This window comes from Collinsella sp. AM15-2, assembly GCF_003471985.1.
GTDB lineage: Bacteria > Actinomycetota > Coriobacteriia > Coriobacteriales > Coriobacteriaceae > Collinsella.
Genome location: NZ_QRKO01000005.1, coordinates 95,570 through 120,961, shown reverse-complemented (window position 1 = coordinate 120,961; position 25,392 = coordinate 95,570). Strand labels below are relative to the sequence as shown.

The following is a 25,392-nucleotide window of genomic DNA, read 5'->3' as shown; positions in this document are numbered from 1 at the left end:
GTGGTTTAAAGCTGGCCGCTGCGCGGCCAGCAGACTAAAGTCTTGAACAAAAAGCCGGGGCCCGCGCGATGCGGACCCCGGCTCAAAACCATGACGATATGTCGGTTACGCTCTACACGTAGAACAGGATGTCGTCGTAGGTCGGGACCGGCCAGTAGTCGGCTGCCACGATCTCCTCCATGGCATCCACGGCGGCGCGCAGCGTATCCATAGCGGGAACGACCTCGTGCGCATACACATTGGCCTGCTCCTGGCCATCGAGGGCCTCGGCCTTCTGATGCACGGCGTCGAGCGCCTTGATGGAGTCGTTGATGGCGGTGATGCCGTTGCAGAGCTTGTTGAGCGTGTTCTGCTCGCACTGCATGGCGGCCTCAGCACCGGCGGCACGAATAGTCTCAAGGCCCTTAGCGACCTTGGTGGCGTAGGCGGTAATGACCGGGCGATAGGTACGACGCGCCTCGCGAACCATCGTGGTAGCCTCGATGTTCATGAGCTTGTTGTACTTCTCGAGCTTGCAGTCATAGCGGCACTGAGCCTCGGCGCGGGTCAGGACGCCCGTCTCCTCAAAGAGCGCGATAGCCTTATCGGAAACAAAGGCGGGAAGAGCGTCGGCCGTGGTCTTGTTGTTGGCAAGGCCGCGCTTCTCGGCCTCGACGGGCCACTCATCGGAGTAGCCGTCACCGGAGAAGAGGATGCGCTGGTGGTCGGTCAGGACCTTCTTGCAGTACTCGAGCGCGGCGTCCTGGAACTTATCCTCGGGCGTACCCTCGAGTGCGTCGGCGAAGGACTTGAGCGACTTGGCCACGGCGGCATCGAGCACCAGGTTGGAGTCGGAGACGTTCTGCTCAGAGCCGCAGGCACGGAACTCGAACTTGTTGCCAGTGAAGGCGAACGGGGAGGTGCGGTTGCGGTCGGTGTTGTCTTGCATCAGCTTGGGCAGGGTATCGGCGCCCAGGTCGAGCACGCCGCGCGTGGCATGGACGGAAGCTTTGCCATCGATGATCTTCTCGACGACCTCGGTAAGCTGGTCGCCCAGGAAGATGGACATAATCGCCGGAGGAGCCTCGTTGGCGCCCAGACGATGGTCGTTGCCGGCCGAGGCGACGGAGGCGCGCAGGAGCTCCTGATAGTTATCGACGGCCTCGATCACCGCGGTGAGGAAGACGATGAACTGCAGGTTGTCGAGCGGGGTGTCGCCCGGATCGAGCAGGTTCTCGGACTCGGTGCCAAGCGACCAGTTGTTGTGCTTGCCCGAACCGTTGATGCCCTCGAAGGGCTTCTCGTGCAGCAAACAGACCAAGTCGTGACGGGAGGCGATGAGCTTCATCTTCTCCATCATAACCAGGTTCTGGTCGATGGCCTCGTTGACCTCGCCATAGACGGGGGCGAGCTCATGCTGGCAGGGGGCAACCTCGTTGTGCTTGGTCTTGGCGGGAATGCCGAGCGCCCACAGCTCGTTGTCCAGGTCCTTCATATAGGACGAGACGGTGGGGCGGATTGCGCCAAAGTAGTGCTCCTCGAGCTCCTGGCCCTTGCAGGGAGCGGCGCCAAAGAGCGTGCGGCCGGTGATGACCAGGTCCTTGCGCTTGCGGTAGGCGTCCTTCTTGATCAAGAAGTACTCCTGCTCGTCGCCAACGGAAGGAACGACCTTCTTGGGGGTCTTGCCGAACAGCGCCAGAACACGCTTAGACTCACGCGAGAGCGCAGTCATGGAGCGCAGCAGCGGGGTCTTCTTGTCCAGGGCCTCGCCCGTGTAGGAGCAGAAAGCCGTGGGGATGCACAGGACGTCGTCCTTGATAAAGGCGGGGCTGGTGGGATCCCAAGCGGTGTAGCCACGGGCCTCGAAGGTGGCACGCAGACCGCCGTTGGGGAAGCTGGAGGCGTCCGGCTCGCCCTGGATGAGGTTCTTGCCCGTAAACTTGGTAATGGCGGTGCCGTCGTGGTTGGGCTCGAGGAAGCTGTCGTGCTTCTCGGAAGTAATACCCGAAAGCGGCTGGAACCAGTGCGCGTAGTGCGTCGCGCCCTTGGAGATGGCCCAGACCTTCATGGCGTGGGCAACGGCGTTGGCCACATCCAGGTCGAGCGGCTCACCGTCCTCGAGGGTTGCAGCAAGGCGCTTCCAAATGTCCTTGGGGAGGTAGTCCTTCATGACTTCCTCAGAGAACACCATGGTCCCGAAGCGGTCAGTAAGATCGGCCATACGGAACTCCCTTCGTATCGGCACCGCGTGAGATGCGGTGTTGATTACTAACGAACGAGTCATAGCTTAGACTCGCCGTGTTTCCGCGACATTACCGTTATGTTGCTGTCGCGAAACCAATCAATGAGGTTACCGCATCACAGCGGCGTTGCCGCCCTCAACAGCCAATCAACTGTATAAATTGCAGACCTCTCCCCATGGTTTAAGAGTAGTCAATTTGGGATGGGGCTCTATTAACTGGTATTTCGCATCAGATACCAGTCTTTATAGCCCCATCCTAGATTGACCGCTCTGCTATAGGGAATGTCGATAGCAAGGCATCTTTGATTGGTATCCCCGAATAGCGAGTGAAACTCCACCGTGACACAGTGGTGCTGTAGAATCCTTACAACACATCACACTATTACGTATCTAAAGGAGCACGATATGCGCGTCGACGAGGTTTTTAAGCAGGCAGCATCCCAGGGCACCGCACCCGTTTCGTTTGAGATGTTCCCGCCCAAGGGCGAGCTTACCCTCAACACGGCTCGCGAGGTGGCAGGCAATCTGTGCAAGCTTTCGCCGAGCTTTGTCTCGGTCACCTGCTCTGCCAGCGGCTCGGGCAACGGCGCCACCACCGCCCCCATCGCGCATATGATTACGAGCGAATTCAATACGCCCTCGGTGGCGCACCTCACCTGCGTGGGCCGCTCGCACGCCGATATCGTCGCCAAGATCGACGAATACCGCTCCGCCGGCGTAGAAAACATCCTGGCCCTGCGCGGTGATCTGCCCACTGGCGCGACCGAGGATGACAAGCCCGCCTCGGACTACGCCTACGCCCGTGACCTCATCCCCGAGCTTGTCGACGCCGGCTTTTGTGTGGGCGCCGCGGCCTACCCCGAGGGCCACATTGCCTGTGAGGACCTCAACGCTTCGGTCGAATACCTCAAGCAAAAACAGGACGCCGGCGCGAGCTTCTTTGTGACGCAGCTCTTCTTTGACAACGAGTGCTTCTACCGCTTCCGCGAGCTTGCCGACAAGGCGGGCATCACCGTGCCCATTACCGCGGGCATCATGCCGTTTATGGGCAAGTCGCAAATCAGCCGCATGGTCTTTATGTGCGGTGCGTCGCTGCCCTCCCCCGTCATCAAGATTCTCGCCAAGTACGAGAACGACCCCGAGAGCCTGCAGGCAGCCGGTGTAGATTATGCCGCCCGTCAGCTTTGCGACCTCAAGGAGCACGGTGCCGCCGGTCTGCACCTGTACACTATGAATCATCCTGCGATCGCCGCGACCATTATGGAGCGCCTAGGGTAATGGAAAAACCGCACATCGATACAACCGTTGTTGAAGTGCCGGCCGACCTTGCGTCGCCGGCGCTTTACCGTATCGACGCTGCCCACCACCCTCGTGTCGACCGTGCCGAGATGCTGCGGTATCTGGGCTACGGCGGCCAGCAGATTGAGCCCGAGCTGTCCCGACGAATTGAGCTTGTAGTCGAGCGCCTAGAGCTGGATATCGAGCCCCGCGGCGTGCGACGCGTGTTTGCCGTCGATGCCACGGGCGTCGACGAGCAGGGCGAGCCCTGCATCCGCTTGGTTGGCACCAATGTTAAGCTGCGGGGTCGTGATATCTATCGCCACCTTAAGGACGCCCGCCTTGCCGCACTCATGGCATGCACCCTCGGCATGAACGCCGAGCGTCGCCTGCGCACCACGGGAGCCCAGCAGCCTCTGGAAGGCGCCGTGCTCGACGCCGCATGCTCTGCCTATGTAGAAGCCGCCGTCGAGCAGATGGACCAGCAGGTCAAGGCTGCGGCCGCTGCACACGGGCTCGCCGGTAACTGGCGCTTTAGTCCCGGCTATGGCGACTGCCCGCTCTCGGCCCAGCGCTCAATCGTGGCTGCGCTCAACGCTACGCGGCTCATCGGGCTTACCGTCACGCCGACCAGCCTGCTCATGCCCACCAAGAGCGTGACCGCGGTGATCGGTCTGTTTGACGGCGAGGTCCACGACGCCCAGAGCCGCCCCACCTGCAATATCTGCCGCATGCGTGAGCACTGCCGCTTCCGCGCCGCCCACACCACCTGCTATTCGCATTCTGAATAAAATGTCAATTGATGGCACGGTATCGAGGGAATCTCATCCGTAAGTAAGCGGATGTCCTCACAAACAAGTACCATAAGATGCCAAATAACAACTATCTGAAAGCCAGTACATGCACAACATTCTGCAGTTCTCGCCACAACTAACCGCGCTTGAGTTTTTTTCAGGCATTGGCTTGGCTCGTGCCGGCATGGCAAAAGCCGGAATCAAAACAATCTGGGCAAATGACATAGACCGTACTAAATGCGCCATGTACAGCCAGTGCTGGGGCGATGAGCATCTAGTCGAGCAGGATGTCCACACACTCGACCCCGACCTAATACCCCAAGCCGACATCGCATGGGCGTCAAGCCCTTGCACAAACTTATCTCTCGCGGGAAACAGGGAGGGACTTATCTCTGGCAAAGAGTCCAGTGCGTTCTTTGGCTTTATTAAGGCCATCGAAGGAATGAGCGATCGTGCCCCGCGGGCACTTGTTCTCGAAAACGTCATCGGCCTTGCCACGTCTAATAACAGTGATGACTTTAGACTCGTTTGCCAGGAATTTAATCGTTTAGGCTATTCATGCGACGCTTATTTTATCGATGCACGGCACTGGCTTCCCCAGTCACGCCCCCGCATGTTTATCGTCGGATTAAAAGACCCTCTTCCCAACAGCCGACTCGATTCCTCGCTTCGACCTGAAAAGGTCTCCTGGATTCACTCCGACCCTTCACTCATTACGCACGTCTCTCACCTAAACGAGCCGAGCCCACTTCGCATGACGGGCCTTGCAACGGTTGTTGAAGATATTCCCGAGGGCGACAAGCGTTGGTGGAACAAAAACCAAGTACAAGCATTTATCGACTCGCTTGCACCGCATCAAGCAGAGCGCCTTCAGCGCTTCTTAAATGCCAAAGAAAAAACTGTTCGCACTGCTTACCGTCGCACGCGATCAGGCGTTGTGCGCTGGGAAATCCGTGAAGAAGAAATTGCCGGATGTCTAAGAACGGCTCGCGGCGGCTCATCAAGACAGGCAGTCGTTATATGCGAAAACGGAAAGATAGAAGTTCGCTGGATGACTGGAACCGAATATGCCCGTCTCCAAGGTGCTGACTCATGTCAGTTTAGCGGCTTCTCGGATGCTCAGATTCGCTACGCATTCGGCGATGCAGTTGCCGTGCCAGTTGTCACTTGGCTTATAAAAAATGCAGTCAAACCAGCGCTTATGTCTTCAAGGAACGGAGTGAACAATAATGGAAATGACCAATTGCTCCTTGAACGAGCCCGATAAAGATATCTTGGATGCCATTGAACTCTGGTACGAATCCAAACGCAGCAAGCGAGGCAATGTCAACCGTAACGTCATGGCGGTTGGCATAGGCATAAGCGAGCTGTTGCAAAACCGTTTTCCGCTCACCGACGATTATGTGCAATCGGACAAGGGGAGCCAAGTACGAGGCCTAAGTGGAGCATGCATCAAAACAGTTTTAGCCAGACATGGGGAAACGCGTGCCTTCGCATCAGAGGGCGGCAGAACCTCACGCGGCACACTCCCGATGGCGCTTGAGCTTGCCACAATTATCAACTCTGCCCTACCCAGTGACACTTGCGAAGACGCTCGTCTTGAAGCTGCGAATGCAATCGCCAATTTCTTCGTCGAGCGAATCCAGGTCGATTTCTTTAACCGGCAGAGAATCAAAGTAGAAATCGATCTTCAAAAACCAATTTCTGTCATTGTCGATGATATCCTAGCCGAAGCAAGCCTACGGTCCGATAAGCCAACGGGTACCGTCGCACAGCACCTGGTAGGCGCAAAACTAGAGATGTTATTTCCAACCATAGAAATCGGAAAGGACAACTCAAACGCTGCCGACCAGCAAACAGACCGTTCTGGCGATTTCCAAATCAATGATGCTGCATTTCACGTGACTGTATCGCCAATGGCCAAATTGACCGATCGATGCCGAGATAACATTCGAAATGGCATTCGGCCCATCGTCGTTGTCCCCCACGATAAAGTTTCCTTCGCTTACGGACTGTTCGAAAGTGAGGGACTCGGCAATCGCGTACAGGTTATCGCGCTCGAATCGTTTATCGGCATCAATATTGAAGAATTATCGTTCTACAAGCGAGACCTAATTCGATTAAATGTCGCACGGCTTCTTGCCCACTACAACAAGCGAATCGAAGATATCGAGCCCGACAAATCCCTTCAAATAGAAATTCCTCAGTGGGCTCTAGACGAAATGGACGCACATGGCGAATAGCTCAAACATACTTATCACTCATGATCTGGACGGTGCCGCGCTGGCGGCGCCTGTTGATGCTGCGCGCCGCAACGGAGCTGCATACAAGACGCGCACGATCGACGACCTTCGCATTAAGGACGATCGTCTGCGCGCCGCCATCGAGGGCACGGGACACCTGCTGTTCGACGGCGGCATGGGTACCATGCTGCAGGCGGCCGGCATGAAGGCCGGCGCCCTGCCCGAGCTGCTCAACTTTGAGGAGCCCCAGGTCATTACCGATATTCAGCGTCAGTACGTCGAGGCCGGCTGCGACGTGATCACCGCCAACACCTTTGGCGCCAACGCGCACAAGCTCGATGGCGCCGCCACCGTGGCAGATGTCTTTGCCGCGGCCGTCGCCTGTGCCCGCGCCGCCGGCGCCCGCTACGTCGCCGGTGACATCGGTCCCATCGGCGCGTTGCTTCGCCCTTTGGGTACCCTCAGCTTCGACGAGGCTTATGACCTCTTTGCCGAGGAAGTGCGTGCCGGCGTCGATGCGGGCGTGGACCTCTTTATTATCGAGACTATGACCGACCTGGCCGAGATCAAGGCAGCCGTCCTCGCCTGCCGCGAGAACTCCGACCTGCCCGTCTTTGCCACCATGACCTTCGAGGAAGACGGCCGTACCTTCCTGGGAACGAGCCCCGAGGTCGCCGCCATCACGCTCGACGCTATCGACGCCGACGTTCTGGGCATCAACTGCAGCCAGGGACCGGCCGAGCTCCGAGGGCTCGCCGCACGCATGCTCACCGTTACCGACAAGCCCATCATGGTGCAGGCCAACGCAGGACTGCCCCGCGTGGACGACGACGGCAACACCGTCTTTGATATCCAGGCTCCCGAATACGCCAAGGCCGTCGCCGGCATGATCGCCGACGGCGTGAGCGTCGTGGGCGGTTGCTGCGGCACCACGCCGGCGCACATGGCGGCCTTGCGCACGCTTATCGACAACCACACGTCCAGCCCGCGCCACCGCAAGCCCAGCATGTCGGTCACGAGCGCCCAAACGGTCGTGGACCTTCCCTGCGACGGCCACAAGATCGCTGTCATCGGCGAGCGCATCAACCCCACCGGCAAAAAGCGCCTGCAGCAGGCCCTACGCGACGGCGACCTGGACTACGTCGTAAGCCAGGGCATCAGCCAGCAGGAACAGGGCGCCGACATCCTGGACGTCAACGTGGGCCTGCCCGAGATCGACGAGGTCAAGATCATCCAGCAGGCAACCGAACAGCTCCAAGGCTCCACGCTCCTGCCGCTGCAGATCGACTCCACCGACCCCGCTGCCGTCGAGGCCGCCGTGCGCCGCTACGCCGGCAAGCCCATCATCAACTCGGTTAACGGCAAGCAGCAGATCATGGATGAGATCTTTCCGTTGGTTGCCCACTACGGCACCAACGTCGTCGGCCTTACGCTCGACGAAGGCGGCATCCCCGATACCGCCGAGGCCCGCTTCGCCATCGCCGAGCGCATCGTGGCCGAGGCCGCCCGCTACGGCATCGGCCCGAACCGCATCCTCATCGACTGCCTGGTCATGACCGCCTCGACCAACCAGCGCCAGGCTGAGCAGATCCTGCGCGCCATGTCCCTGTGCAAGGAGCGCCTGGGCGTCAAATGCGCGCTCGGCGTTTCGAACATCAGCTTTGGCCTGCCTGCCCGCCCGCTGCTGGGCTCGGTCTTTTTGGCTGCCGCCTTCGGCGCGGGCCTGGACGCCCCCATCATGAACCCGGGCTCCAAGCGCTTTATGGACACCGTCTACAGCTATCGCGTCCTGAGCGTTGAGGACGAGGGCTCGACCGGATACATCGAGCGCTATGCCGGCTGGACCGATCCGTACAAGATCGCCGCCAACCCGGCAGCAGCTCAGGCCGCATCGACCGACACCGTGCCCGCCGCTGGTGTCACCAGCACCGACGGCAACGACGACCCCATCCGCCACATGGTCGTCTCGGGCCGCAAGGGAGAGATCGCTGCCGAGACCGAGCGTCTGCTGGCAGACCACGACGCCATGGACCTCATCAACAATCACTTTATCCCCGCCCTCGACGAGGTCGGAGTCCTCTTTGACCAGGGCAAGTTCTTCTTGCCGCAGCTCATGGCCTCGGCCGAGGCCGCGCGCGTGGGCTTCGATACCATCAAACGCCTGATGCCCGCCGGCGAGATTGCCGACAAGGGTAAGATCTGCGTGGCCACCGTCAAGGGCGACATCCACGATATCGGCAAGAATATCGTCAAAATGCTGCTCGACAACTACGGCTACACCGTCTTTGACCTGGGCCGCGACGTCGATCCACAGGAGGTGCTCAAGACCGTCAAGGAGCGCGATATCAAACTCGTCGGCCTCTCGGCGCTTATGACCACCACCGTCGTCGCCATGGAGGAGACCATCAAGTTGCTCCATGCCGAGGTGCCGGGCGTCAAGATCATCGTAGGCGGCGCCGTGCTCACCCCCGAATACGCCAAGCAGATCGGCGCGGACTACTACGCCAAGGATGCCGCCGAAAGCGCGCGCATCGCCGAAGAGGTCTTTGGGCAGTAACACAACGGAAACAACCGAGCACCAAAACGTGCCGCATGCGCCACTTGGCACGTGCGGCACGTTAGAATAGAAAAGACTATGCTCGTTTTGGCAGATAGGAGCGCAAGGATGGCGATCACGCCCGCAGAAATCGCGGAAACCCGCGGCATGGTTGAGGAGCAGAACCTCGACATCAGGACCATCACCATGGGTGTTTCGCTCATGGGTTGCGGTGACGAGAACCTCGACCGCATGTGCACGAAGATCTACGACCACGTGACGCACACGGCTGAGCATCTGGTCGAGACCGCCGAGAACCTCGAGCGCGAGTACGGTATCCCCATCGTCAACAAGCGCGTCTCCGTTACCCCGGTGGCGCAGATCGCCGCTTGCTGCAAGGATGAGGACCTCACCCCTATCGCGCACGCCCTCGACCGCGCGGCCGAGACGCTCGGCATCGACTACCTGGGCGGCTTCTCCGCACTCGTCCAGAAGGGCATCGGCGACGCCGATCGCCGCGTTATCCAGTCCATCCCCCAGGCGCTCGCTACCACCAGCCGCGTCTGCTCCAGCGTCAATGTTGCTAGCCTGCGCGCTGGCATCAACATGGACGCCGTGCTTATGGCGGCCCAGACCATCATCGATGCCGCTAGACTCACGGCCGACCAGGATTCCGTCGGCGCTTCCAAGTTTGTCTGCTTTGCCAACATGGTCGAGGACTCCCCGTTTATGGCGGGCGCCGTCCACGGCGGTGGCGAGGCCGACGCCGTCATCAACGTAGGCGTCTCGGGCCCCGGCGTTATGGCCGCAGCCCTGGAGACGCTGCCCGATTCCGCCTCGATGATGGAAGTCGCCGAAAAGATTAAGCAGACCGCCTTTAAGATCACCCGCGCCGGCGAGCTCATGAGCCGCGAGGCCGCCCATCGCCTGGGGGTCGAGAAGGGCATTGTCGACCTGTCGCTGGCCCCCACGCCTGCCATCGGTGACTCCGTTGCCCGCATCCTCGAGATCATCGGCGTGGGCACCTGCGGCGGCCCGGGCACGACCTGCGCGCTCGCCATGCTCAACGATGCCGTCAAGAAGGGCGGCGTCATGGCCAGCTCCAGCGTGGGCGGTCTCTCCGGCGCTTTCATCCCCGTGTCCGAGGACGCCGGCATGATCGCCGCCGTCGAAGCCGGTGCGCTTTCGCTCGAGAAGCTCGAGGCCATGACCTGCGTGTGCTCCGTCGGCCTGGACATGATCGCCATCCCCGGCGACACCCCGGTCGAGACCATCGCCGGCATCATCGCCGACGAGATGGCCATCGGCGTCATCAACAACAAGACCACAGCCGTCCGCGTGATTCCCGCCATCGGCAAGGGCGTGGGTGACTGCGTCGAGTACGGCGGCCTGTTCGGCCGTGCACCCATCATGCCGGTGAACCCCAACGCCGGCACCGTGCTTGCCCATCGCGGTGGACGTTTCCCGGCGCCGCTGAACTCGCTGAAGAACTAGCTGAGGGGGACTGGCGAGGAGCCCCGCCGCCGGGCGGCAGACATATAAGGTCGCCTGCTCGGACAGTCCTGACTCGCACGGAGAGCACATTAAGTGCTCTCCGGCTCGTGCGGAACTCGCGATCGACCTTATATATTTGCCCTCCCCGGGGCTCCCGCACAACGGGACCTCGGTTGGGTTCTATCCCGGTTGCAGTCGCTTCGCTTCTGCTCCACTTTGCTGGTATGACGGTTTGGCGTTGGATCGGTTCTTTCTGATATATGCTGGTTGCGGCTCTTCTTTTGGGAGGAGTCGCTTTTTTGTTGCTAGGAGGTTGGCCCGTGGCTGATGGGGAGAATCGTTCTGAGCTGCTTTCCACAGATTGGAATCTGGAGTGGATGCGTCTGCAAGCTGATCGGCGGCGGGCTGACGATTCTTTTGAGTGGGATAAAAGGGCTCGGCATTTTCGGCCGTTGGAGACTGCCCCTTATGCTCGGGATTTTATAAAGCTGCTGGCGCTTGAGCCCGGCGAGTCGGTACTCGATATGGGGTGCGGGGCTGGGTCGATTGCTATTCCGCTTGCTCAGGCTGGGCATCCTGTGATTGCTGCTGACTTTTCCCCTGCCATGTTGGGCACGCTTGATGCTGGCATTGAGTACTATGGGCTCGAGGATCGCATTACGCCGCTTGAGCTTGCCTGGGACGATGATTGGGATCTGGTTGGGCCGGTTGCCAAGGCTGTTGATGTTGCCTTTGCCAGTCGCTCTGTCACCACGACCAACCTAAAAGGCGCGCTTGCCAAGCTCGACCGTACGGCTCGTCGGCGTTGTGCAGTCACGATGGTCGCCAACTCCAGCCCGCGCTATGATCTGCACTTGATGAACGCTATCGGCGCCTCGGTTACCTGCAGCAATGGCTTTGTGTACGCCTTCAACATCCTCATTCAGATGGGTGCCCTGCCGCAGGTCACGTACTTTGAATCGCCGCGTCGCGATACCTTCGACAGCCTTGAGGCAGGCGTGGCGGACTTTTCCCGCATGCTTGAGCATGGCAACGAGGATAAGGTCGACCGTCTGCGCGACTACATCGCCCAACACATGATCGAGAATCCCCATGCCGGTGAGCCGGGCTCCAAGGGCGTGCCGCAGGGGCGCTATATGCTCGACCATGTCCGTAAGGTTCGCTGGGCGTTTATTGCATGGGAACCGGTCTCTGAATCCCGCTCGTAGCCCGTTCACAGCCTGCGCTGCCCATCACCTCGGCATCCGCATTCTTTTTGAACTGGGCAAACACGCTCCACACCGCGCCGTTCCTGCGCTATCGTGGGACAGCTCACGTAGATTAAGGCCCCGTCGCGGGGCGCCCCATACATAGAAAGCGAGAACCCATGGCACTGACAGGAGCCCAGGTCAAGCAGCTTCGCAGCATGGCCCATCACCTCAACCCCGCCATCATCATCGGCAAGTCCGATGTCAACGAGGGCACCGTCGAGCAGACGGTCGCCTACCTGGAGAAGCACGAGCTCGTTAAGTGCTCCGTGCTCGATGGCTCCAGTCTTTCCGCCCGCGAGGCCGCCGAAGAGCTCGCTGAGCGTTGCCACGCCGAGGTCGTCCAGGTCATCGGCCGCAAGTTCTCGCTGTATCGCGAGTCCTCGCGCAAGGACATCGAGAAGATCAAGCTCGTCTAAGAGCCAATGATCCGGCGAGCCAACACATAGCAAGCTTACGGGTGCCCAAGTACTTCGGGCGCCCGTTTTTTTATCGCTCGACCAGCACGCGATTGAGCCGCCCCTCCACCAAGCGCTCGTATAGATGCCGCGTCTCGGGCTCGGGTACGCCATTGACCTGTTCCCTTAGATGGTGCATATGCCCGCTGTATAGCTCGACGATATCGCGCCGCCGCCCCGCCGCACTGTAGACGCGCATGGCACAGCGCACCATATCCTCACGCGCCGTTTCCTGTCGAAGCCCCGACTCCGCCAGCCAAATCGCCGACTGCAAATCGTTTTCTTCTAGAGCGGCATTTGCTCCCTTAATCATGCAATCGATGAACTTTGACTGCATAATGCGTCGCATACGCAAAAAGTAGGTGGGGTTACAGCCATTGGGAACATACAGCGGCCCGGCATAAAGCTGCTCAATCTTAAGGCACAGCTCAACTAAATGGGGCCCGCGCGCACCCGTGCGATTTCCCAAAACCTCGCGGCTTATCTGGTCAAACAGTCGTACATCGGTCTTGACGTAGTCGCCGTTGAGTCCGATGCATTCATTTTGGATGAGCACACACGACTTGCCATCCGGCGTCGGTCCCAAAGCCGACCGCAAGCGCGATATCGTCGAGTACAGGTTGTTGCGGGCGCTATTGAACTCGGCATGGGGCCACAACTCCATGGCCAGCGTCTCACGATCGACGAGCGCATCCATACCCAGCGCAAGCCGCTCGGCAAGTGTCGCCGCCTTCTTGCGGCGCCACATTTTGTCCGTGATGGGAAACCCGTCGCGCTCGGCGCGAAACGCACCAAACATGCGAATCTCGATATGGTCAATGGTATCAACGGCTTCAACCTCGCCGGCCTGGAACAGGCGCTCGCCCTCCCCTTCCAAATCGTCGCGCAGCGAGTACCGCGACAGCTCGCGCACGGGAAGCTTCTTGCGAATCCTGGTCGCCGGCTCGCCCAGACAATGCATGGCAAGGCGCGCAAAGAGCCGATACGATGGCTCCAGAATCCCCGCACGATTCATGGACATCCAGGCCGCAAGATCGCTGTCTCGGCCCGCACAGGCCAAATGCAGCGCCACCATCCAGGCCTCCGCTCCACCAACCTGCGTCTGGCTTATATCGAGCAACTCCGCTTCCTCACGCACCGAAACCATCGAGGTGTTACGCAGATACGCCGCGCGCTCCAGCAGCAATGCGTTATCGCGCATGTACGCAATCGACTCCTCGGCAAGTTTGAGCACTTGGACCGCACGGAACTTTGCATTAACCGGCCGTCCCTCTGCCAGCGACTGCCAGCCTTCTAGCAACAGGCCAAACAGCTGAATCTGGTTGTCGCGCATGCGCACGGCAAAACGATCGAGCTCGTTGAATGCCGCGTCGTCGGTTACCGGCAAGCCGGAAAGGAGCCGCCGTGCCGCCAGCACCATGCGCACCCAGATAGCCATCGCCTTAAGCCCACGTACGTCGAGCGCCTCCCGCACCACCGTCATCTCGTCGTCGCGCTCGTCGGTTCCCGTAAACGACCCGTCAAAGAGCTCCACCAGCATGCTATCGGCCCGTATAACAATCCCCGCGATGTCGAGCTCACAGTCGTAGGCCTTTCTCGTTTTGAGCTGCTGTAGAACGCCGCCGTCATCTCCCCGTTCGGTCAGGCGGCGCTTGACCTCGATATGCGCGGACAGCATGTCGAGTGCGGTGTGGGACGTCTCTATTTCTGGCACGGCCAGGTTCGTAGGAAGCCCAAGCCCGTTGTCCCCATAGCAAACAGCCGTCAGTGTCCGGGCCACCGTCCATGAAACAGGGTCTATTTCACAGGCCGCCCGTTCGCCCCCGCGCTCGATAACAGATGCCATATAGCGAGCGAGCTTTGTATTGGACACGCTGACCGCTGCCAGATATACGCCGAGCGCCTCGGCAGGCGTTGGCTCTGGAGCCGGATCGTCGGCATCGATCGTGCCCAGCGCTGCTCGGCAGATATCGGCCCCGTGCCCCGTCAGAGCCAGATCGACCCCATACTGCCCAGCAAGTTCAAGGACCGCTTCACGGTCCAAAAAGGCGTCCGCCAGGCCCATCGCCGCATCGCATCTACCCGCCTTAAGCAAAATCCGGGCCGCTCTCGGAACAAGGTCGGGGCGAACCTCGGCCACCAACTTACGCAAACGCAAGCGTCCGTTATCCTCCGTGCCCAGACACGTAAAACTCCGCTCGGCGGGATCCAAGCCAAAGATCGGGTAGTCGCGTACAAAGTAGGACTGGTCGACCATCGATAGCCTCACCCCGCAAGCCTCGAGTTCTGCGATATTGCCCTCGCCAATCAAAATCATGAGACATGCCACGCAAAACAGTGCATTATTGTCGAGCGAAGCCAGATCGACAAGTGCCGCGCCATATACGTTGACAATCTCGTTTTCGAGCAGACCGGCTACGTCGCCTTGGCCATACAGACCCGTCTGCAATGCCGAAACGAGCTCGGGCACGCCCTGCGTGAGCTGATAAAAGTCGAGCGATGTGCTGATCGAAAACGCCGATGCCCACGCCGAATACTCATAGGCATGCACCTTGAGCATCTGCGCATTGATCTTAACCGAATCGCCCAGCCCATGAATCAGCTGACGATTTGAAGGACGACAGGAGATAAAGACCCCTATCCCCATAGCGCGCAGGCCGCGAATCCTGTCGATGAGGTCTTCGGTATCGTGCTGATCGAGGTTTGGCACATTATCAATCGCGATAAGGGAGTGCGGTTTGTCTTTGAGTTCTTCGGTAACCACCTCGAGCTGCATAAACACCTCGCGCCCAATGGCGCGATCGGCCTCGATAATCCGCACGGGGCCTCGCGTCGGGTCGCATTTAACCTCATGGGTGTACTGCAGCAGCACCGAGGTCTTCCCAAACCCGTCGGGCGCATAAAGAACCACGATGCCGGCCTTTCGGCCCTTGGCGATAAGCTCATTCATCAAGCGTTCGCGTCGCACCATATAGCCTCCGCCCAGCGGCATCAGCTCGAGGTCGTCTATACCGCTCAAATCGTTTACCATGCCCGCTCCTCAACTCGACCGTATGGACACTGTAGCCGCAAGACCATACAAGCCGCGCTATGAATAGAGCGACCTTGTGTTTTAGGTTGTCTTTTGGTACGCAAGCGGCAAGTTTTTGTACAGCGAGGGCCGATTGTTATTAATCCCCCGACTAATCGGTCTTTAAGCAGGTAAATGAGCTTGTCAGCTTGTCCCATCTAAGCGGCAGTGTAACGCAAATGAACAAGGTTCAGCTATGTCATTCAACTCGCCTAGCACCCGCTACCGTCTACGACCTTTTAGTGGCATTTTTGCATAGAATCTGATATGGAATGAATCAAGCTGTTGGGCATCCGGCATTCGTCAAGCTTGCGGCAAGATTTTGGTCAAGTGGACAGAAAGGGATAGCAAAAAGGCCCCCGCAAAGCGGAGGCCTTAGGCAAGGCTATGTCGAGGTGCAGGATTCGCGCTACTCGCAGAGCGAAAGGGCGGCCTCGTCGGCAACGACAACGCAGTTGGTGTGCAGCTGCAGGATCGAAGCCGGGCACTCGGGCGTAACCGGACCATAGCACATATCGTGCACGGCCTGAGCCTTGGCCTCGCCGTTGGCGACGACCAGGATCATGCGGGCATACATGATGGTCTGAGTACCCATGGTGTAGGCCTGACGGGGAACATCGTCGATGCTGTCGAACAGGCGGCTGTTGGCCTGAATGGTGCTCTCGGTAAGGTCGACGCAGTGCGTGCCCTTGGAGAAGTGGTCATCGGGCTCGTTGAAGCCGATGTGGCCGTTGTTGCCAATGCCGAGCAGCTGCAGATCGGGATAGCCGGCGGCAGCGACGACCTTATCGTACTCAGAGCAGGCAGCGGCGGCGTCGGGGTTGGAACCGTCGGGCACATGCGTGTTGTTCAGGTCGATGTTGATGTGATCGAAGAAGTTCTCACGCATGAAGTAGTGATAGCTCTGGGGATCGTCGTGCGAAAGGCCGCGATACTCGTCCAGGTTGTAGGTGCTGACCTCGGCAAAGTCGACGTCGCCCTTCTCGTACCAAGCAGCGAGCTGCTTGTAGGCACCGATCGGGGTGGAGCCGGTGGCAAGACCCAACACGCAGTCGGGCTTGAGGATAACCTGCGCCGAGATAATATTGGCGGCCTTGCGGCTCATATCCTCGTAGTCTTTAGCTTTAATGATCTTCATTACGCGTCCTTTCTCGTACAAGAGAGGCAAGGCTCCCTTACAAGCACTTGCCCGCGGCCCGCGTCGGCCGCAACCAACGTGTGCGGCCACCAGGGCGAGGTCGCGTAATGTATGTGTCTCGTGTCTAACCGCGTCGAGGCCCCTGCCCGTCCACGGTGACCCAAAGCCTTTTAGCTTCGGACAAATCCCATCTTGCCACGGAGGGCGTCCTCTTTCAAGGGCGCCCTCCGTAAACGTGTTTGAATTGTAGGCTAATGGCCACGTGCACTTGTTAGCGCTCGCGAGCAACGATGAGCTGGTCCATCTCTTCGACATGCGCGCCAACGGAGCCCTTGATGCTCGAGAACTCAACGGAGTTGCATACCAAGATGGGAACCGTCACATCGTAGCCCTCGGCAGCAATTGCCTCGCGATCGAACTCAATGAGTACATCGCCCTTATGGACGATGTCACCCACTTGCGCATATACGGTAAAGTGCTTGCCCTCAAGCTGAACAGTGTCCAAACCAACGTGGATGAGCACGTCCAAGCCATCGACCGTGTTAAGCGCAACAGCGTGTCCCGTGGGAAAAATGGCCTCGACCTTGGCATCAGCCGGTGCAATCACACGCGTGCCGGTAGGCTGAATCGCCACGCCCTGGCCCAAAAGGCCGGTGGCAAATGTCTGGTCGTTTACCTCGGAAAGCGGAATGACGTCGCCCGAGATGGGAGCATCCAGCGTAAGGACTCGACCACGCATACCAAAAGACCTTAGGACTTTAGTGAACATGCTCCCCCTCGGACATACCGATCAACCAAAATAACCTTAACAGTTTACCACTTGGCACTCGTTTTTGACCATTAGGGAAGTTCGCGCTTGACAACCTCGACGATGTCGTCGACAACGCGCTGGGTCAGCTCGTGCGTCTCGGCCTCGGCCATAACGCGGACCAGCGGCTCGGTACCGCTCGGACGCACCAGAATGCGGCCGCGGCCGTCAAGCTCCTTCTCGGCAGCAGCGACGGCATCCCAGATGGGCTGGCAATCATCCAGACCAGCCTTGTTGTCGGAATGCACGTTGACGAGTACCTGCGGATACTTCTTCATGATGCCGGCAAGATCGGTGAGGGTACGACCGGTGCGCTTGAGCACGGCCAGCAGCTGCAGAGCCGTCACCAGGCCGTCACCGGTGGTGTTGTGCTCCAGGAAGATGATGTGGCCGGACTGTTCGCCGCCGATGACGGCACCGTCCGCGAGCATACGCTCAAGAACATAACGGTCGCCCACAGCGGTCTGAACCATCTCGAAGCCCTGCTCCTTCATAGCGATGGAGAAGCCCAGGTTGCACATGACGGTCGAGACGATCTCGGAGCTGGCGAGCTTGCCGCGGGCGGCGAGGTCAGAACCGCAGATAGCCAGGATGTAGTCACCGTCGATCTCATTGCCCTCGCTGTCCACAAAGAGCACGCGATCGGCGTCGCCGTCGTGGGCCAGGCCGATGTCAGCATGGGTGCGCAGCACGAGCTCGCGCAGGGGCTCGAGGTGAGTGGAGCCGCACTCGACATTGATGTCGGTGCCGCAGTAATCGGTGTTGATGGCATGGACCGTGGCACCCAGGCGCTGCAGCGCGGCGGGCGTAGTCTGGCAGGAAGCACCGTGACCGCAGTCGACGGCAACGACCAGGCCATCGAGCCTCAGGCCATCAAGCGTATCGATGGCGTGGTCGACGTATGCCTTGCGAGCGTCCTTCATCTTGATGATGTGGCCCACGCCGGCACCGGTCGGCAGCGTGTCGGCAGCCATGGCTTCCTCGGACATGACCCAGGCGCTGATCTCTTCCTCGACCGCATCGGGAAGCTTCATGCCCTTGCGGCTAAAGAACTTGATGCCGTTGAACTCCGGCGGATTATGCGAAGCAGAGATGACGATGCCGCCGTCGAGCTCATTCTGGACGGTGAGCAGCGCCACGGCAGGCGTGGGGATGACGCCGCAGCAGTGCGGACGGCCGCCCTCGGCCATGATGCCGGCGGTCAGAGCGCTCTCGAGCATGGTGCCCGAAAGACGCGTGTCGCGGCCGACACAGATATCCGGACCAAGGAACTTGGTCGCCGCGCGGCCCAGGCGAAACGCGAGGTCACACGAGAGGTCGGCATTGGCGACGCCACGGACGCCGTCGGTACCGAAGATGTTCTGGGGCATAGGATCGCTCCTTCCCTAGCAGGCGATATGCAACCGCCCACCCTAGTCGAAAAAGAAAAGCGGGACCCGCCGAGGAATCGGCAGGCCCCGCTTGTACATTGTATCTCGAAAGGAGATAAAACCTTAGCGCTTGGAGAACTGGGGAGCGCGGCGGGCCTTCTTGAGGCCGTACTTCTTGCGCTCGACCACGCGAGCATCGCGCGTAAGGAAACCGGCCTTCTTGAGGTCAGCACGGTAGTCGCCAGCGTTCAGAAGAGCGCGAGCGATGCCCAGGCGCAGAGCGCCGGACTGACCGGAGATGCCGCCGCCATCGCACAGAGCGATAACGTCGAACTGACCGGCGGTGTCGGTCACCTTGAAGGGAGCAAGGGCGTTCTCAACGAGCTGATGACGGCCGAAATACTGCTCGGCGTCACGCTTGTTGATGGTCACCTTGCCGGTGCCGGGGACGAGACGGACGCGGGCGACGGCGTTCTTACGACGGCCGGTACCCTGGTAGACAACGGTGTTCTCAGCCATCTTTAAGCCTCCAGCTCAATCTTCGTGGGGTTCTGGGCAGCGTGCGGATGCTCGGCACCAGCGTAGACCTTAAGCTTGGTCATCTGGGCACGGCCGAGGGTGGTCTTGGGCAGCATACCGCGAACGGCGCGCTCGATAACCTTCTCCGGGTGCTTCTCCATAGCCTGGCGGAAGCTCTCAGCCTTGAGGCCGCCGTTGTAGCCGCTGTGGCGATAATAGGTCTTCGTGTCGGCCTTGTTACCGGTAAGCTGGACCTTATCGGCGTTGATGACGACAACGAAGTCGCCGCAGTCGCTGTTGGGCGTGAACTGGGGCTTGTTCTTACCGCGCAGGATCATTGCGATCTGGGTGGCAAGACGGCCCAGGACAGCACCATCGGCGTCGACGAGAACCCAGTTGCGCTGGACCTCGCCCTGCTTGGCGTAGTGAGTCGATTTCGAAATCACTTAGACTCCTCCATGTACAGTACGTGTTGTTACAGAGATTCACGGGGCTCTGCAAGTAACCCGTCCATATTACCCCGCTCACCGTACGAGTCAACAGGTATTTTGGCTCCGACCAGAGTTTCTGCACATGTCATCCATGGGTCATGACGTCGCGACACTAGCGCTCGACAAATGCCTCGATATCACTCAGTAGGCGCTTTGCCTCCTGGCGGCCCTGAATATACAGGTCGAGGAGCTTTGCCGGATCATGCTCAACGTGACCGACCTCGACCGGCTTTTGCGGAGCAACGACCAGCGCGCGGCCCTCACGCTCATACTTCCATAGATGCATGCGCTGGATGTTATAGCGGTCGTGGCGCGTCTCGATAGCCTCGAGCAGGTAGGGGTAGTCGGCATAGCGAGCGCGTGCGGCGGGCATAAACTCGTAGGGCTTTTTCTCGTACGAGCGGTCCTGCGTGACAATGACAACCGCGCGATCGAAGCCCGCCTCCTCCAGCACGTGCTCGACGGGAACCGAATCGGCTACGCCGCCGTCGACGTATTTGTGCCCATCGATCTCGACCGGCGGCGTCACCAGCGGCAACGAGGTCGAGGCGCGCACGGCGTCGAGGTCAAGTACGGCGCTTTTGACCGGGAGGTACGTGGCGGTTCCAAAGAGCATGTCCGTCGCGACGGCGTACATCTCGATGGGGCTCGCGTCGAACGTCTCGTTGTCAAAGGGGTCCAGGCGGTCCTGGACATCGTTGAAGATAAAGTCGTAACCCACGATGGAGCCCGTGGACGCAAACGATGCGGCGCCCATGAAGCGGTTGTCGTTGCAGAAAGCCAGGTTGATGCGGTTGGCACGGCCGATCTGGTGCGACTTGTAGTTCACGCCGTTGAGGGCGCCGGCCGATACGCCATATACCGCCGGAATCTCGACGCCGGCCTCCATGAGAACGTCGAGTACGCCTGCGGTAAATTGCCCGCGGAAGCTGCCGCCCTCCAAAACGAGCGCGACCTTGCCGGCGTTCTTTGCCTTATCTTCTGCAGTCATGTTGACCTCCTGCGATTGCGTTTTGGCTTTCTTCTACCCAGTTTTGGAATGGAGGGCGCGCAGGTTTTTCGAGGCGGCAGGTGCAGCGGAAAGTGCGTCCCAGTTTGAGGCGGGATTACGGGATGCGCTTTCCGCTTGGACCGCCGTTGGGAAAGCGCGACCCGTTCTGAGCGCGGATTCCGGGATGAACTTTCCGCTTGAGGCGTCTTCCGGAAAATGAATCCCATTCCGAGCGTCGATTCCGGGATGCAGTTTCCGCTTGAAACGTCATCCGGAAACCGCATCCCAGTCTGAGCCGGAATTCTGGGATGGATTTTCCGCCTGGGGCGACGTTGATGCGGGGCATGGCAGGCTGCAGTCCGATCGGCATCGCATCTGCATAGGGTTGAGGCTTTGCGCGGAGAATCCGCGTGTTCGCTTCGCGAACCCGCACCGGCTTCGGCCGCCTGTCGGCGTCCTCGCCCGCGGGCTAAAAACGCTTACGCGTTTTCTTTACGCCCGCGCCCTGCATAGAGTTCGATTCTCCGCGGTACGGATTAGAAATAAAAAGGCAGGTAGATACGAATATCTACCTGCCTGTTGCTTATGGTGGAGGCGCGGAGAATCGAACTCCGGTCCACGAAAGCCCCCTGATTGGCATCTCCAAGCTCAGTCGCTGGTTTTGTCTCGGACGCTTTGCGCGCAGCGACACGCTCGCGGCGTCCTAACCGGTTCGGTCTTAGCCTGCGCCATACCGATTACGTGCGCAGGAGCATTCCCCTAACATGACGTCGCGCCGGTGTCGGGGAAATCACCGGGTTGACGCGCCGCTATAAATTAGGCAGCGAGAGCCATAGGCTCAAAAGAAGAGTTGTTGTCAATTCAATTTGACGGTACCCCTGTTTAACGAGGCGAGGAGACCTCGGCTTGCTTCCTCTCTCAGAGCTATCGTGTCGAAACCAGTCGCCCCCGAATGCTGGGAAAGTCTGGATGGCATCGGGCCTGCAAACACCCGATAACCGTCGACTTTTCAAGGAACATACGGGGCGAGCCCCGCTTGTGGAGTGTTATCTTACCACGTTCTGAAAGCGGACAGCTGTCCTATGCACGAGCTGTGAAGACCCCAATGTGCGCCGCACTTCGCACTTTTGTTACCGATCGCGTCACGTATATTTTCGCCAAGCAAAATTGACCCGTCGAAAGGACCGTTATGGATACCAAGCAGCAACTCGTCAATGCCCTCGCAGGCCTGGGCTCAACCATTACCGAAGCTATGGATGTCATCGAAGGCTTTGTCCCCTGCGGACATCCCGCCCTCACGGTATCGAACGCACTCGTCGCGCTGGACGCTGACGATGATGCAGCTCTCGCTCAGCAGCTTGAGGCCGTCGAGGGCTTTATCGACCACGTGAGTGAGAACCGCGGTGTGGCCGCCTACCACGGCATCGAGGTCGAGCTCGCGGGTCCCAAAGCCGATCTGCTCGCAGCAATCCGCGAGGTAGGCGCCCTTATGCAGACCGCAGGCGTCAAGAACACCCAGGTCAACGAGTGGGTCTACCGCAGTCTGGCAGCACTCGACAGCTCCGACGAAAAGGCAGTCGAGCAGCTCGCAGAAAGTCCCGCCATTAAGGCCGAGCTTTTGTAAATAGCAGACGCGGGTCCCTTGGCGCATCGTCGTCCAAGAGGCCCGCAAACAGTTCGCGTCAACCGATAGCCGCGCCGCCGCGTTCGGCCAAAGCAAGAATCGGCATCATTTGACGAGGTGTCTTTGCTGCAAGATCGGCATGTTCGAGCAGCTTGCGATCGTTGGTCACCAAGTAATCGACCTGCGCGCGCTTGCACGCGGCGAGCACCAAGTTGTCCTCGTAATCGCGATGGAGTGCTAAGTATTTGTCGGCCAGCCACAGATCGGATGCATCAGCGCCCACGGCCATAGCGTTTTCGGTCATATTCCGAACAAACGCCAGCGCCGCATCGCCAATCGCGCGGGCAGACGCCTCGTCGAGCGCTCCCCCGCTGGCAAGAACGCTACGCTTGAGCTCGTGTTGGACAACGTACAGCACGTCCTTGGCGATATGCACCGGAAAGAACAGCAATGCCCCCGCCTCCGTCGCCTGCCCAATAAACGCACGTGCGGCAAGCGACTCGGCATGGTCGGCGCAAAACGAATCAACCCATACGTTGGCATCCACCATTATTTTGAGGGGAGCCCCGCTCACAGGATCATCCCCTTTTGGCGATAGTACTCGTCCATGGCTTCGGAATAGATTGTGTCCCAATCGCGATCGTCGGATACGGGCGACGCAGCGATGCCCAGGTCCGCGTAAAGTTGATCCGCCGCCGCCCATGATGCGGCGAACGGAGTATCGTGCGCGACGGATTGCCGCCGGTCGTCGACGGCCGCAAGCACTTCCTCGCACTTCTCGCCGCCCTGCGCAACCTTTGCCACCACCTTTTTGATGAGCTCGGGCAGTGACCCGCCCGAAAGCCGCAGCGCCTCCTCGGCACGGTTCTTGACCTGGCGATCCACGCGAACGTTCACCTGCGCCATGCCGCTAACAGCACCCACGTCGATCCCGCTCCCTTCAATTGCTAGCCCTGCTAGCAACACTATATAGAGAAGCTAGCACATGGTCAAACGCAAAAGGCCTGCGCCCAGACGACACAAATGCCGTCTGGGCGCAGGCCAGATAACGTGGGCGAACACGTCTGCTAACGCAGGTAGGCCTTCGCGTTGCTCAGGCTGTAGGCGATCGTTGAGCCGTTGTGCAGCAGTGACGACGTCTGCGGAGTGATCATGCCGGTAATACCCAATGCCAACAGCGCCGAGTTAGTGAGCATCACCTTAGAGTAGGAGCTCGTCAGACGATCAATGAGGCCCTGACTCATGCGGCGCAGGCGCACGATTGCGGCCAGATCCGTATCGGTCAGGATGATATCGGCGACCTCCTTGGCGATGTCGCTTCCGCCACCCATGGCCAGGCCCACGTCGGCCAGGCCCAGCGCCGGTGAGTCGTTGACGCCGTCGCCCACCATGGCAACGTGGCGCCCCTCGCTCTTAATGCGCTCCACATACGCGTACTTGTCCTCGGGCAGCAGCTCGGCCTTAAACTCGTCGACACCCGCCTCGCGCGCGATGCGCTCGGCCGTGCGCTCGGAGTCACCCGTGAGCATGACCACGTGCTTGACGCCCAGCGCATGCAGGTCGGCGATGGCCTCACGGACCCCGGCCTTGAGCGGATCCTCGATGCCGAGCACGCCGACGACCTTGCCATCGACCGCCAGATACAGCGGCGACAGGCCCTGCATCTGGGACCCTATGCGCTCCTTAATGTCGGAATCGAGCTGCGCGCTCTCGTCCTCAAATACAAAGTGCGCGGAACCGATGATGGCGCGACGCCCCTCGATGGACGAAGCGATGCCGTGCGCCACGATGTACTCGACGGCGGCATGGCGCTCGCGGTGCTCGAGCCCGCGCTCACGGGCAGCGTTAACCACGGCGCGCGCCACCGGATGCGGGAAATGCTCCTCCAGGCAGGCAGAAAGGCGCAGGACCTCGTCCTCACTCCAGCCATCGGTGGTGAGCACGCAGGCAAGACGCGGCTGTGCCTCGGTGAGCGTGCCGGTCTTATCAAACACAATGGTGTCGGCCTTGGCAAACGACTCAAAGTACTTGGCGCCCTTGACCATGACGCCCATCTTGGCAGCATCGCTCATGGCAGTCATGACGGCAACGGAACCCGTGAGTTTGAGTGCGCACGAGTAGTCGACCATCAGTGCCGCCGAGGTCTTGATAAGGCTGCGCGTGGTAAGCGCGACCAGACCCGCAAGCAGGAAGTTCCACGGAACGATCTTGTTGGCGAGGTCTTCCATGTGCGACTGGCCCTCGGACTTGAGCGAGTCGGCCGTCTGCACGAGCGAGACGATCGAGCGCAGCTTGGTCTGCGCCGTGTTGGCGCGCACGCGCACCAAGATGCTGCCGTCTTCCACGACGGTACCGGCGAACACGTCGTCGCCCACGCTGCGCTCGACGGCCAGCGGCTCGCCGGTCAGGGTCGCCTGGTTGACCATAGCGCTCCCCTGCTCGACAACACCGTCGATGCAGATGGACATGCCAGTGCGCACGGCGACCAGATCGCCGGGCTCAAGCTCGGTGGCGGCAACGCTTACCTCGGTGTCACCAACCACTTTTTGCGCCTTGTCGGGCACATCGAGCAGCGAGTTGATGAGCTCGTTTTCGCTCATGGCGCGGGTGTAGTCCTCGAGCAGCTCGCCCACGTTGAGCAGGAACATCGTCTGGCCCGCGGTGTCGACGTCACGTTTGACAAACGAGATACCGATGGCCGAAGCGTCGAGCACGGGAACGGTCAGGCGCGGCTGCGCGAGCTCACGGAGGGCGGCGCGCAAAAATGCCATGTAACCGGCCACGACAAACACCGCACGCAGTGGCGTGGGCAAAAACCAGCGACGTGCGTAATGGGCACCGACGAGTGTCGCCAGGTCCATAACGAGTTTGTGCTTGCGCGGCTCAAGCTGCATCACGTAACCCGTCTTTGCGTCGGCAATGGCCTGAGCGTCGAGCGCACCGACGGCGGCCAGCACGGCATCGCGACGTGGCTCGTCGTATTCGAGCGCCATCTGGCCGATGCGGCCGTAGACGCACACCTTGCGCACACCGTCGATTTCGCCGCTGAGCTTTAGAAGCGCATCGAGATCGCTCTCTGGCACAGGACCCGCCAACTGAAGGCGGGTCCT

20 protein-coding genes and 1 other RNA gene are annotated in these 25,392 nt (G+C 60.0%); 9 read left to right on the top strand and 12 right to left on the bottom strand.

Annotated features, from left to right (window positions below):
- Positions 1–112: 112 nt before the first annotated feature.
- Complete coding sequence (locus DW171_RS03885) at positions 113–2,200, bottom strand: glutamine synthetase III (RefSeq protein ID WP_118270475.1); 2,088 nt, start codon at positions 2,198–2,200, stop codon at positions 113–115.
- Between the two features lie 426 nt (positions 2,201–2,626).
- Here DW171_RS03885 and DW171_RS03880 point away from each other — a divergent pair, with 426 nt between their 5' ends.
- From DW171_RS03880 to DW171_RS03845, 8 genes are all read left to right on the top strand, one after another.
- A complete protein-coding gene (locus tag DW171_RS03880) occupies positions 2,627–3,499 on the top strand; it encodes a methylenetetrahydrofolate reductase (protein ID WP_118270474.1) in 873 nt (290 codons plus the stop codon).
- A complete protein-coding gene (locus tag DW171_RS03875) occupies positions 3,499–4,290 on the top strand; it encodes a hypothetical protein (RefSeq protein WP_118270473.1) in 792 nt (263 codons plus the stop codon). Before DW171_RS03880 ends, DW171_RS03875 begins: the two co-directional genes overlap by 1 nt.
- Before the next feature lie 109 nt (positions 4,291–4,399).
- The gene (locus tag DW171_RS03870; RefSeq protein WP_118270472.1) at positions 4,400–5,560 is read left to right on the top strand and encodes a DNA cytosine methyltransferase; all 1,161 of its coding nucleotides are present in this window, start codon (positions 4,400–4,402) and stop codon (positions 5,558–5,560) included.
- Entirely contained in the window at positions 5,523–6,536 is a 1,014-nt protein-coding gene (locus DW171_RS03865; protein WP_117800482.1) for a DUF4928 family protein, read from the top strand. The genes DW171_RS03870 and DW171_RS03865 overlap by 38 nt, the downstream gene beginning before the upstream one ends.
- Positions 6,526–9,093: a homocysteine S-methyltransferase family protein gene (locus DW171_RS03860; RefSeq protein WP_233539091.1), complete on the top strand. Its 2,568-nt coding sequence runs from the start codon at positions 6,526–6,528 to the stop codon at positions 9,091–9,093. The genes DW171_RS03865 and DW171_RS03860 overlap by 11 nt, the downstream gene beginning before the upstream one ends.
- Positions 9,094–9,201: 108 nt before the next feature.
- Complete coding sequence (locus DW171_RS03855; RefSeq protein WP_117563617.1) at positions 9,202–10,566, top strand: PFL family protein; 1,365 nt, start codon at positions 9,202–9,204, stop codon at positions 10,564–10,566.
- Between the two features lie 260 nt (positions 10,567–10,826).
- A complete protein-coding gene (locus DW171_RS03850; RefSeq protein WP_369832463.1) occupies positions 10,827–11,774 on the top strand; it encodes a methyltransferase domain-containing protein in 948 nt (315 codons plus the stop codon).
- 158 nt (positions 11,775–11,932) lie between these two features.
- Complete coding sequence (locus tag DW171_RS03845; RefSeq protein WP_006234690.1) at positions 11,933–12,232, top strand: YhbY family RNA-binding protein; 300 nt, start codon at positions 11,933–11,935, stop codon at positions 12,230–12,232.
- A gap of 70 nt (positions 12,233–12,302) precedes the next feature.
- Here DW171_RS03845 and DW171_RS03840 read toward each other — a convergent pair whose 3' ends face one another.
- From DW171_RS03840 to ssrA, 8 genes are all read right to left on the bottom strand, one after another.
- On the bottom strand, positions 12,303–15,302 hold the full coding sequence (locus tag DW171_RS03840) for a BTAD domain-containing putative transcriptional regulator (RefSeq protein ID WP_118270471.1): 3,000 nt from the start codon (positions 15,300–15,302) through the stop codon (positions 12,303–12,305).
- A 448-nt stretch (positions 15,303–15,750) separates the two neighbouring features.
- A complete protein-coding gene (gene nagB, locus DW171_RS03835; RefSeq protein WP_117716776.1) occupies positions 15,751–16,479 on the bottom strand; it encodes a glucosamine-6-phosphate deaminase in 729 nt (242 codons plus the stop codon).
- A gap of 271 nt (positions 16,480–16,750) precedes the next feature.
- On the bottom strand, positions 16,751–17,218 hold the full coding sequence (locus tag DW171_RS03830) for a PTS glucose transporter subunit IIA (protein ID WP_334203750.1): 468 nt from the start codon (positions 17,216–17,218) through the stop codon (positions 16,751–16,753).
- Between the two features lie 101 nt (positions 17,219–17,319).
- Positions 17,320–18,657, bottom strand: a complete 1,338-nt coding sequence (glmM, locus tag DW171_RS03825; protein ID WP_118270469.1) for a phosphoglucosamine mutase — start codon at positions 18,655–18,657, stop codon at positions 17,320–17,322.
- A 123-nt stretch (positions 18,658–18,780) separates the two neighbouring features.
- Positions 18,781–19,176 carry a 30S ribosomal protein S9 gene (gene rpsI / locus DW171_RS03820; protein WP_022094634.1) on the bottom strand — a complete coding sequence of 132 codons (396 nt, stop codon included), beginning with the start codon at positions 19,174–19,176 and terminating at the stop codon, positions 18,781–18,783.
- A 2-nt stretch (positions 19,177–19,178) separates the two neighbouring features.
- On the bottom strand, positions 19,179–19,622 hold the full coding sequence (rplM, locus tag DW171_RS03815) for a 50S ribosomal protein L13 (protein ID WP_022094635.1): 444 nt from the start codon (positions 19,620–19,622) through the stop codon (positions 19,179–19,181).
- A 157-nt stretch (positions 19,623–19,779) separates the two neighbouring features.
- Positions 19,780–20,658 (bottom strand): patatin family protein, encoded by an 879-nt coding sequence (locus tag DW171_RS03810; RefSeq protein WP_118270468.1) that lies wholly within the window; start codon positions 20,656–20,658, stop codon positions 19,780–19,782.
- A gap of 586 nt (positions 20,659–21,244) precedes the next feature.
- Positions 21,245–21,608, bottom strand: a transfer-messenger RNA (tmRNA) gene (ssrA, locus tag DW171_RS03805).
- A gap of 239 nt (positions 21,609–21,847) precedes the next feature.
- On the opposite strand from ssrA, the gene DW171_RS03800 reads away from it, so the two are divergent.
- Positions 21,848–22,282: a hypothetical protein gene (locus DW171_RS03800; protein ID WP_118270467.1), complete on the top strand. Its 435-nt coding sequence runs from the start codon at positions 21,848–21,850 to the stop codon at positions 22,280–22,282.
- 58 nt (positions 22,283–22,340) lie between these two features.
- On the opposite strand, the gene DW171_RS03795 is transcribed toward DW171_RS03800, so the two are convergent.
- The 3 genes from DW171_RS03795 to DW171_RS03790 all read right to left on the bottom strand — a co-directional run bounded on the left by DW171_RS03795 (position 22,341) and on the right by DW171_RS03790 (position 25,365).
- Positions 22,341–22,856 carry a PIN domain-containing protein gene (locus DW171_RS03795; RefSeq protein WP_158571008.1) on the bottom strand — a complete coding sequence of 172 codons (516 nt, stop codon included), beginning with the start codon at positions 22,854–22,856 and terminating at the stop codon, positions 22,341–22,343.
- Positions 22,853–23,206 (bottom strand): hypothetical protein, encoded by a 354-nt coding sequence (locus tag DW171_RS10140; RefSeq protein WP_158571007.1) that lies wholly within the window; start codon positions 23,204–23,206, stop codon positions 22,853–22,855. Before DW171_RS10140 ends, DW171_RS03795 begins: the two co-directional genes overlap by 4 nt.
- Before the next feature lie 143 nt (positions 23,207–23,349).
- Positions 23,350–25,365 carry a heavy metal translocating P-type ATPase gene (locus DW171_RS03790; RefSeq protein WP_233539089.1) on the bottom strand — a complete coding sequence of 672 codons (2,016 nt, stop codon included), beginning with the start codon at positions 25,363–25,365 and terminating at the stop codon, positions 23,350–23,352.
- Positions 25,366–25,392: the final 27 nt, after the last annotated feature.

What these genes read in the sequence shown, in the direction of transcription:
- DW171_RS03885 (WP_118270475.1), bottom strand. Translation starts at nt 2,200, where the DNA reads ATGGCCGATCTTACTGACCGCTTCGGGACCATGGTGTTCTCTGAGGAA.
- DW171_RS03880 (WP_118270474.1), top strand. Translation starts at nt 2,627, where the DNA reads ATGCGCGTCGACGAGGTTTTTAAGCAGGCAGCATCCCAGGGCACCGCA.
- DW171_RS03875 (WP_118270473.1), top strand. Translation starts at nt 3,499, where the DNA reads ATGGAAAAACCGCACATCGATACAACCGTTGTTGAAGTGCCGGCCGAC.
- DW171_RS03870 (WP_118270472.1), top strand. Translation starts at nt 4,400, where the DNA reads ATGCACAACATTCTGCAGTTCTCGCCACAACTAACCGCGCTTGAGTTT.
- DW171_RS03865 (WP_117800482.1), top strand. Translation starts at nt 5,523, where the DNA reads ATGGAAATGACCAATTGCTCCTTGAACGAGCCCGATAAAGATATCTTG.
- DW171_RS03860 (WP_233539091.1), top strand. Translation starts at nt 6,526, where the DNA reads ATGGCGAATAGCTCAAACATACTTATCACTCATGATCTGGACGGTGCC.
- DW171_RS03855 (WP_117563617.1), top strand. Translation starts at nt 9,202, where the DNA reads ATGGCGATCACGCCCGCAGAAATCGCGGAAACCCGCGGCATGGTTGAG.
- DW171_RS03850 (WP_369832463.1), top strand. Translation starts at nt 10,827, where the DNA reads ATGCTGGTTGCGGCTCTTCTTTTGGGAGGAGTCGCTTTTTTGTTGCTA.
- DW171_RS03845 (WP_006234690.1), top strand. Translation starts at nt 11,933, where the DNA reads ATGGCACTGACAGGAGCCCAGGTCAAGCAGCTTCGCAGCATGGCCCAT.
- DW171_RS03840 (WP_118270471.1), bottom strand. Translation starts at nt 15,302, where the DNA reads ATGGTAAACGATTTGAGCGGTATAGACGACCTCGAGCTGATGCCGCTG.
- nagB (WP_117716776.1), bottom strand. Translation starts at nt 16,479, where the DNA reads ATGAAGATCATTAAAGCTAAAGACTACGAGGATATGAGCCGCAAGGCC.
- DW171_RS03830 (WP_334203750.1), bottom strand. Translation starts at nt 17,218, where the DNA reads ATGCGTGGTCGAGTCCTTACGCTGGATGCTCCCATCTCGGGCGACGTC.
- glmM (WP_118270469.1), bottom strand. Translation starts at nt 18,657, where the DNA reads ATGCCCCAGAACATCTTCGGTACCGACGGCGTCCGTGGCGTCGCCAAT.
- rpsI (WP_022094634.1), bottom strand. Translation starts at nt 19,176, where the DNA reads ATGGCTGAGAACACCGTTGTCTACCAGGGTACCGGCCGTCGTAAGAAC.
- DW171_RS03810 (WP_118270468.1), bottom strand. Translation starts at nt 20,658, where the DNA reads ATGACTGCAGAAGATAAGGCAAAGAACGCCGGCAAGGTCGCGCTCGTT.
- DW171_RS03800 (WP_118270467.1), top strand. Translation starts at nt 21,848, where the DNA reads ATGGATACCAAGCAGCAACTCGTCAATGCCCTCGCAGGCCTGGGCTCA.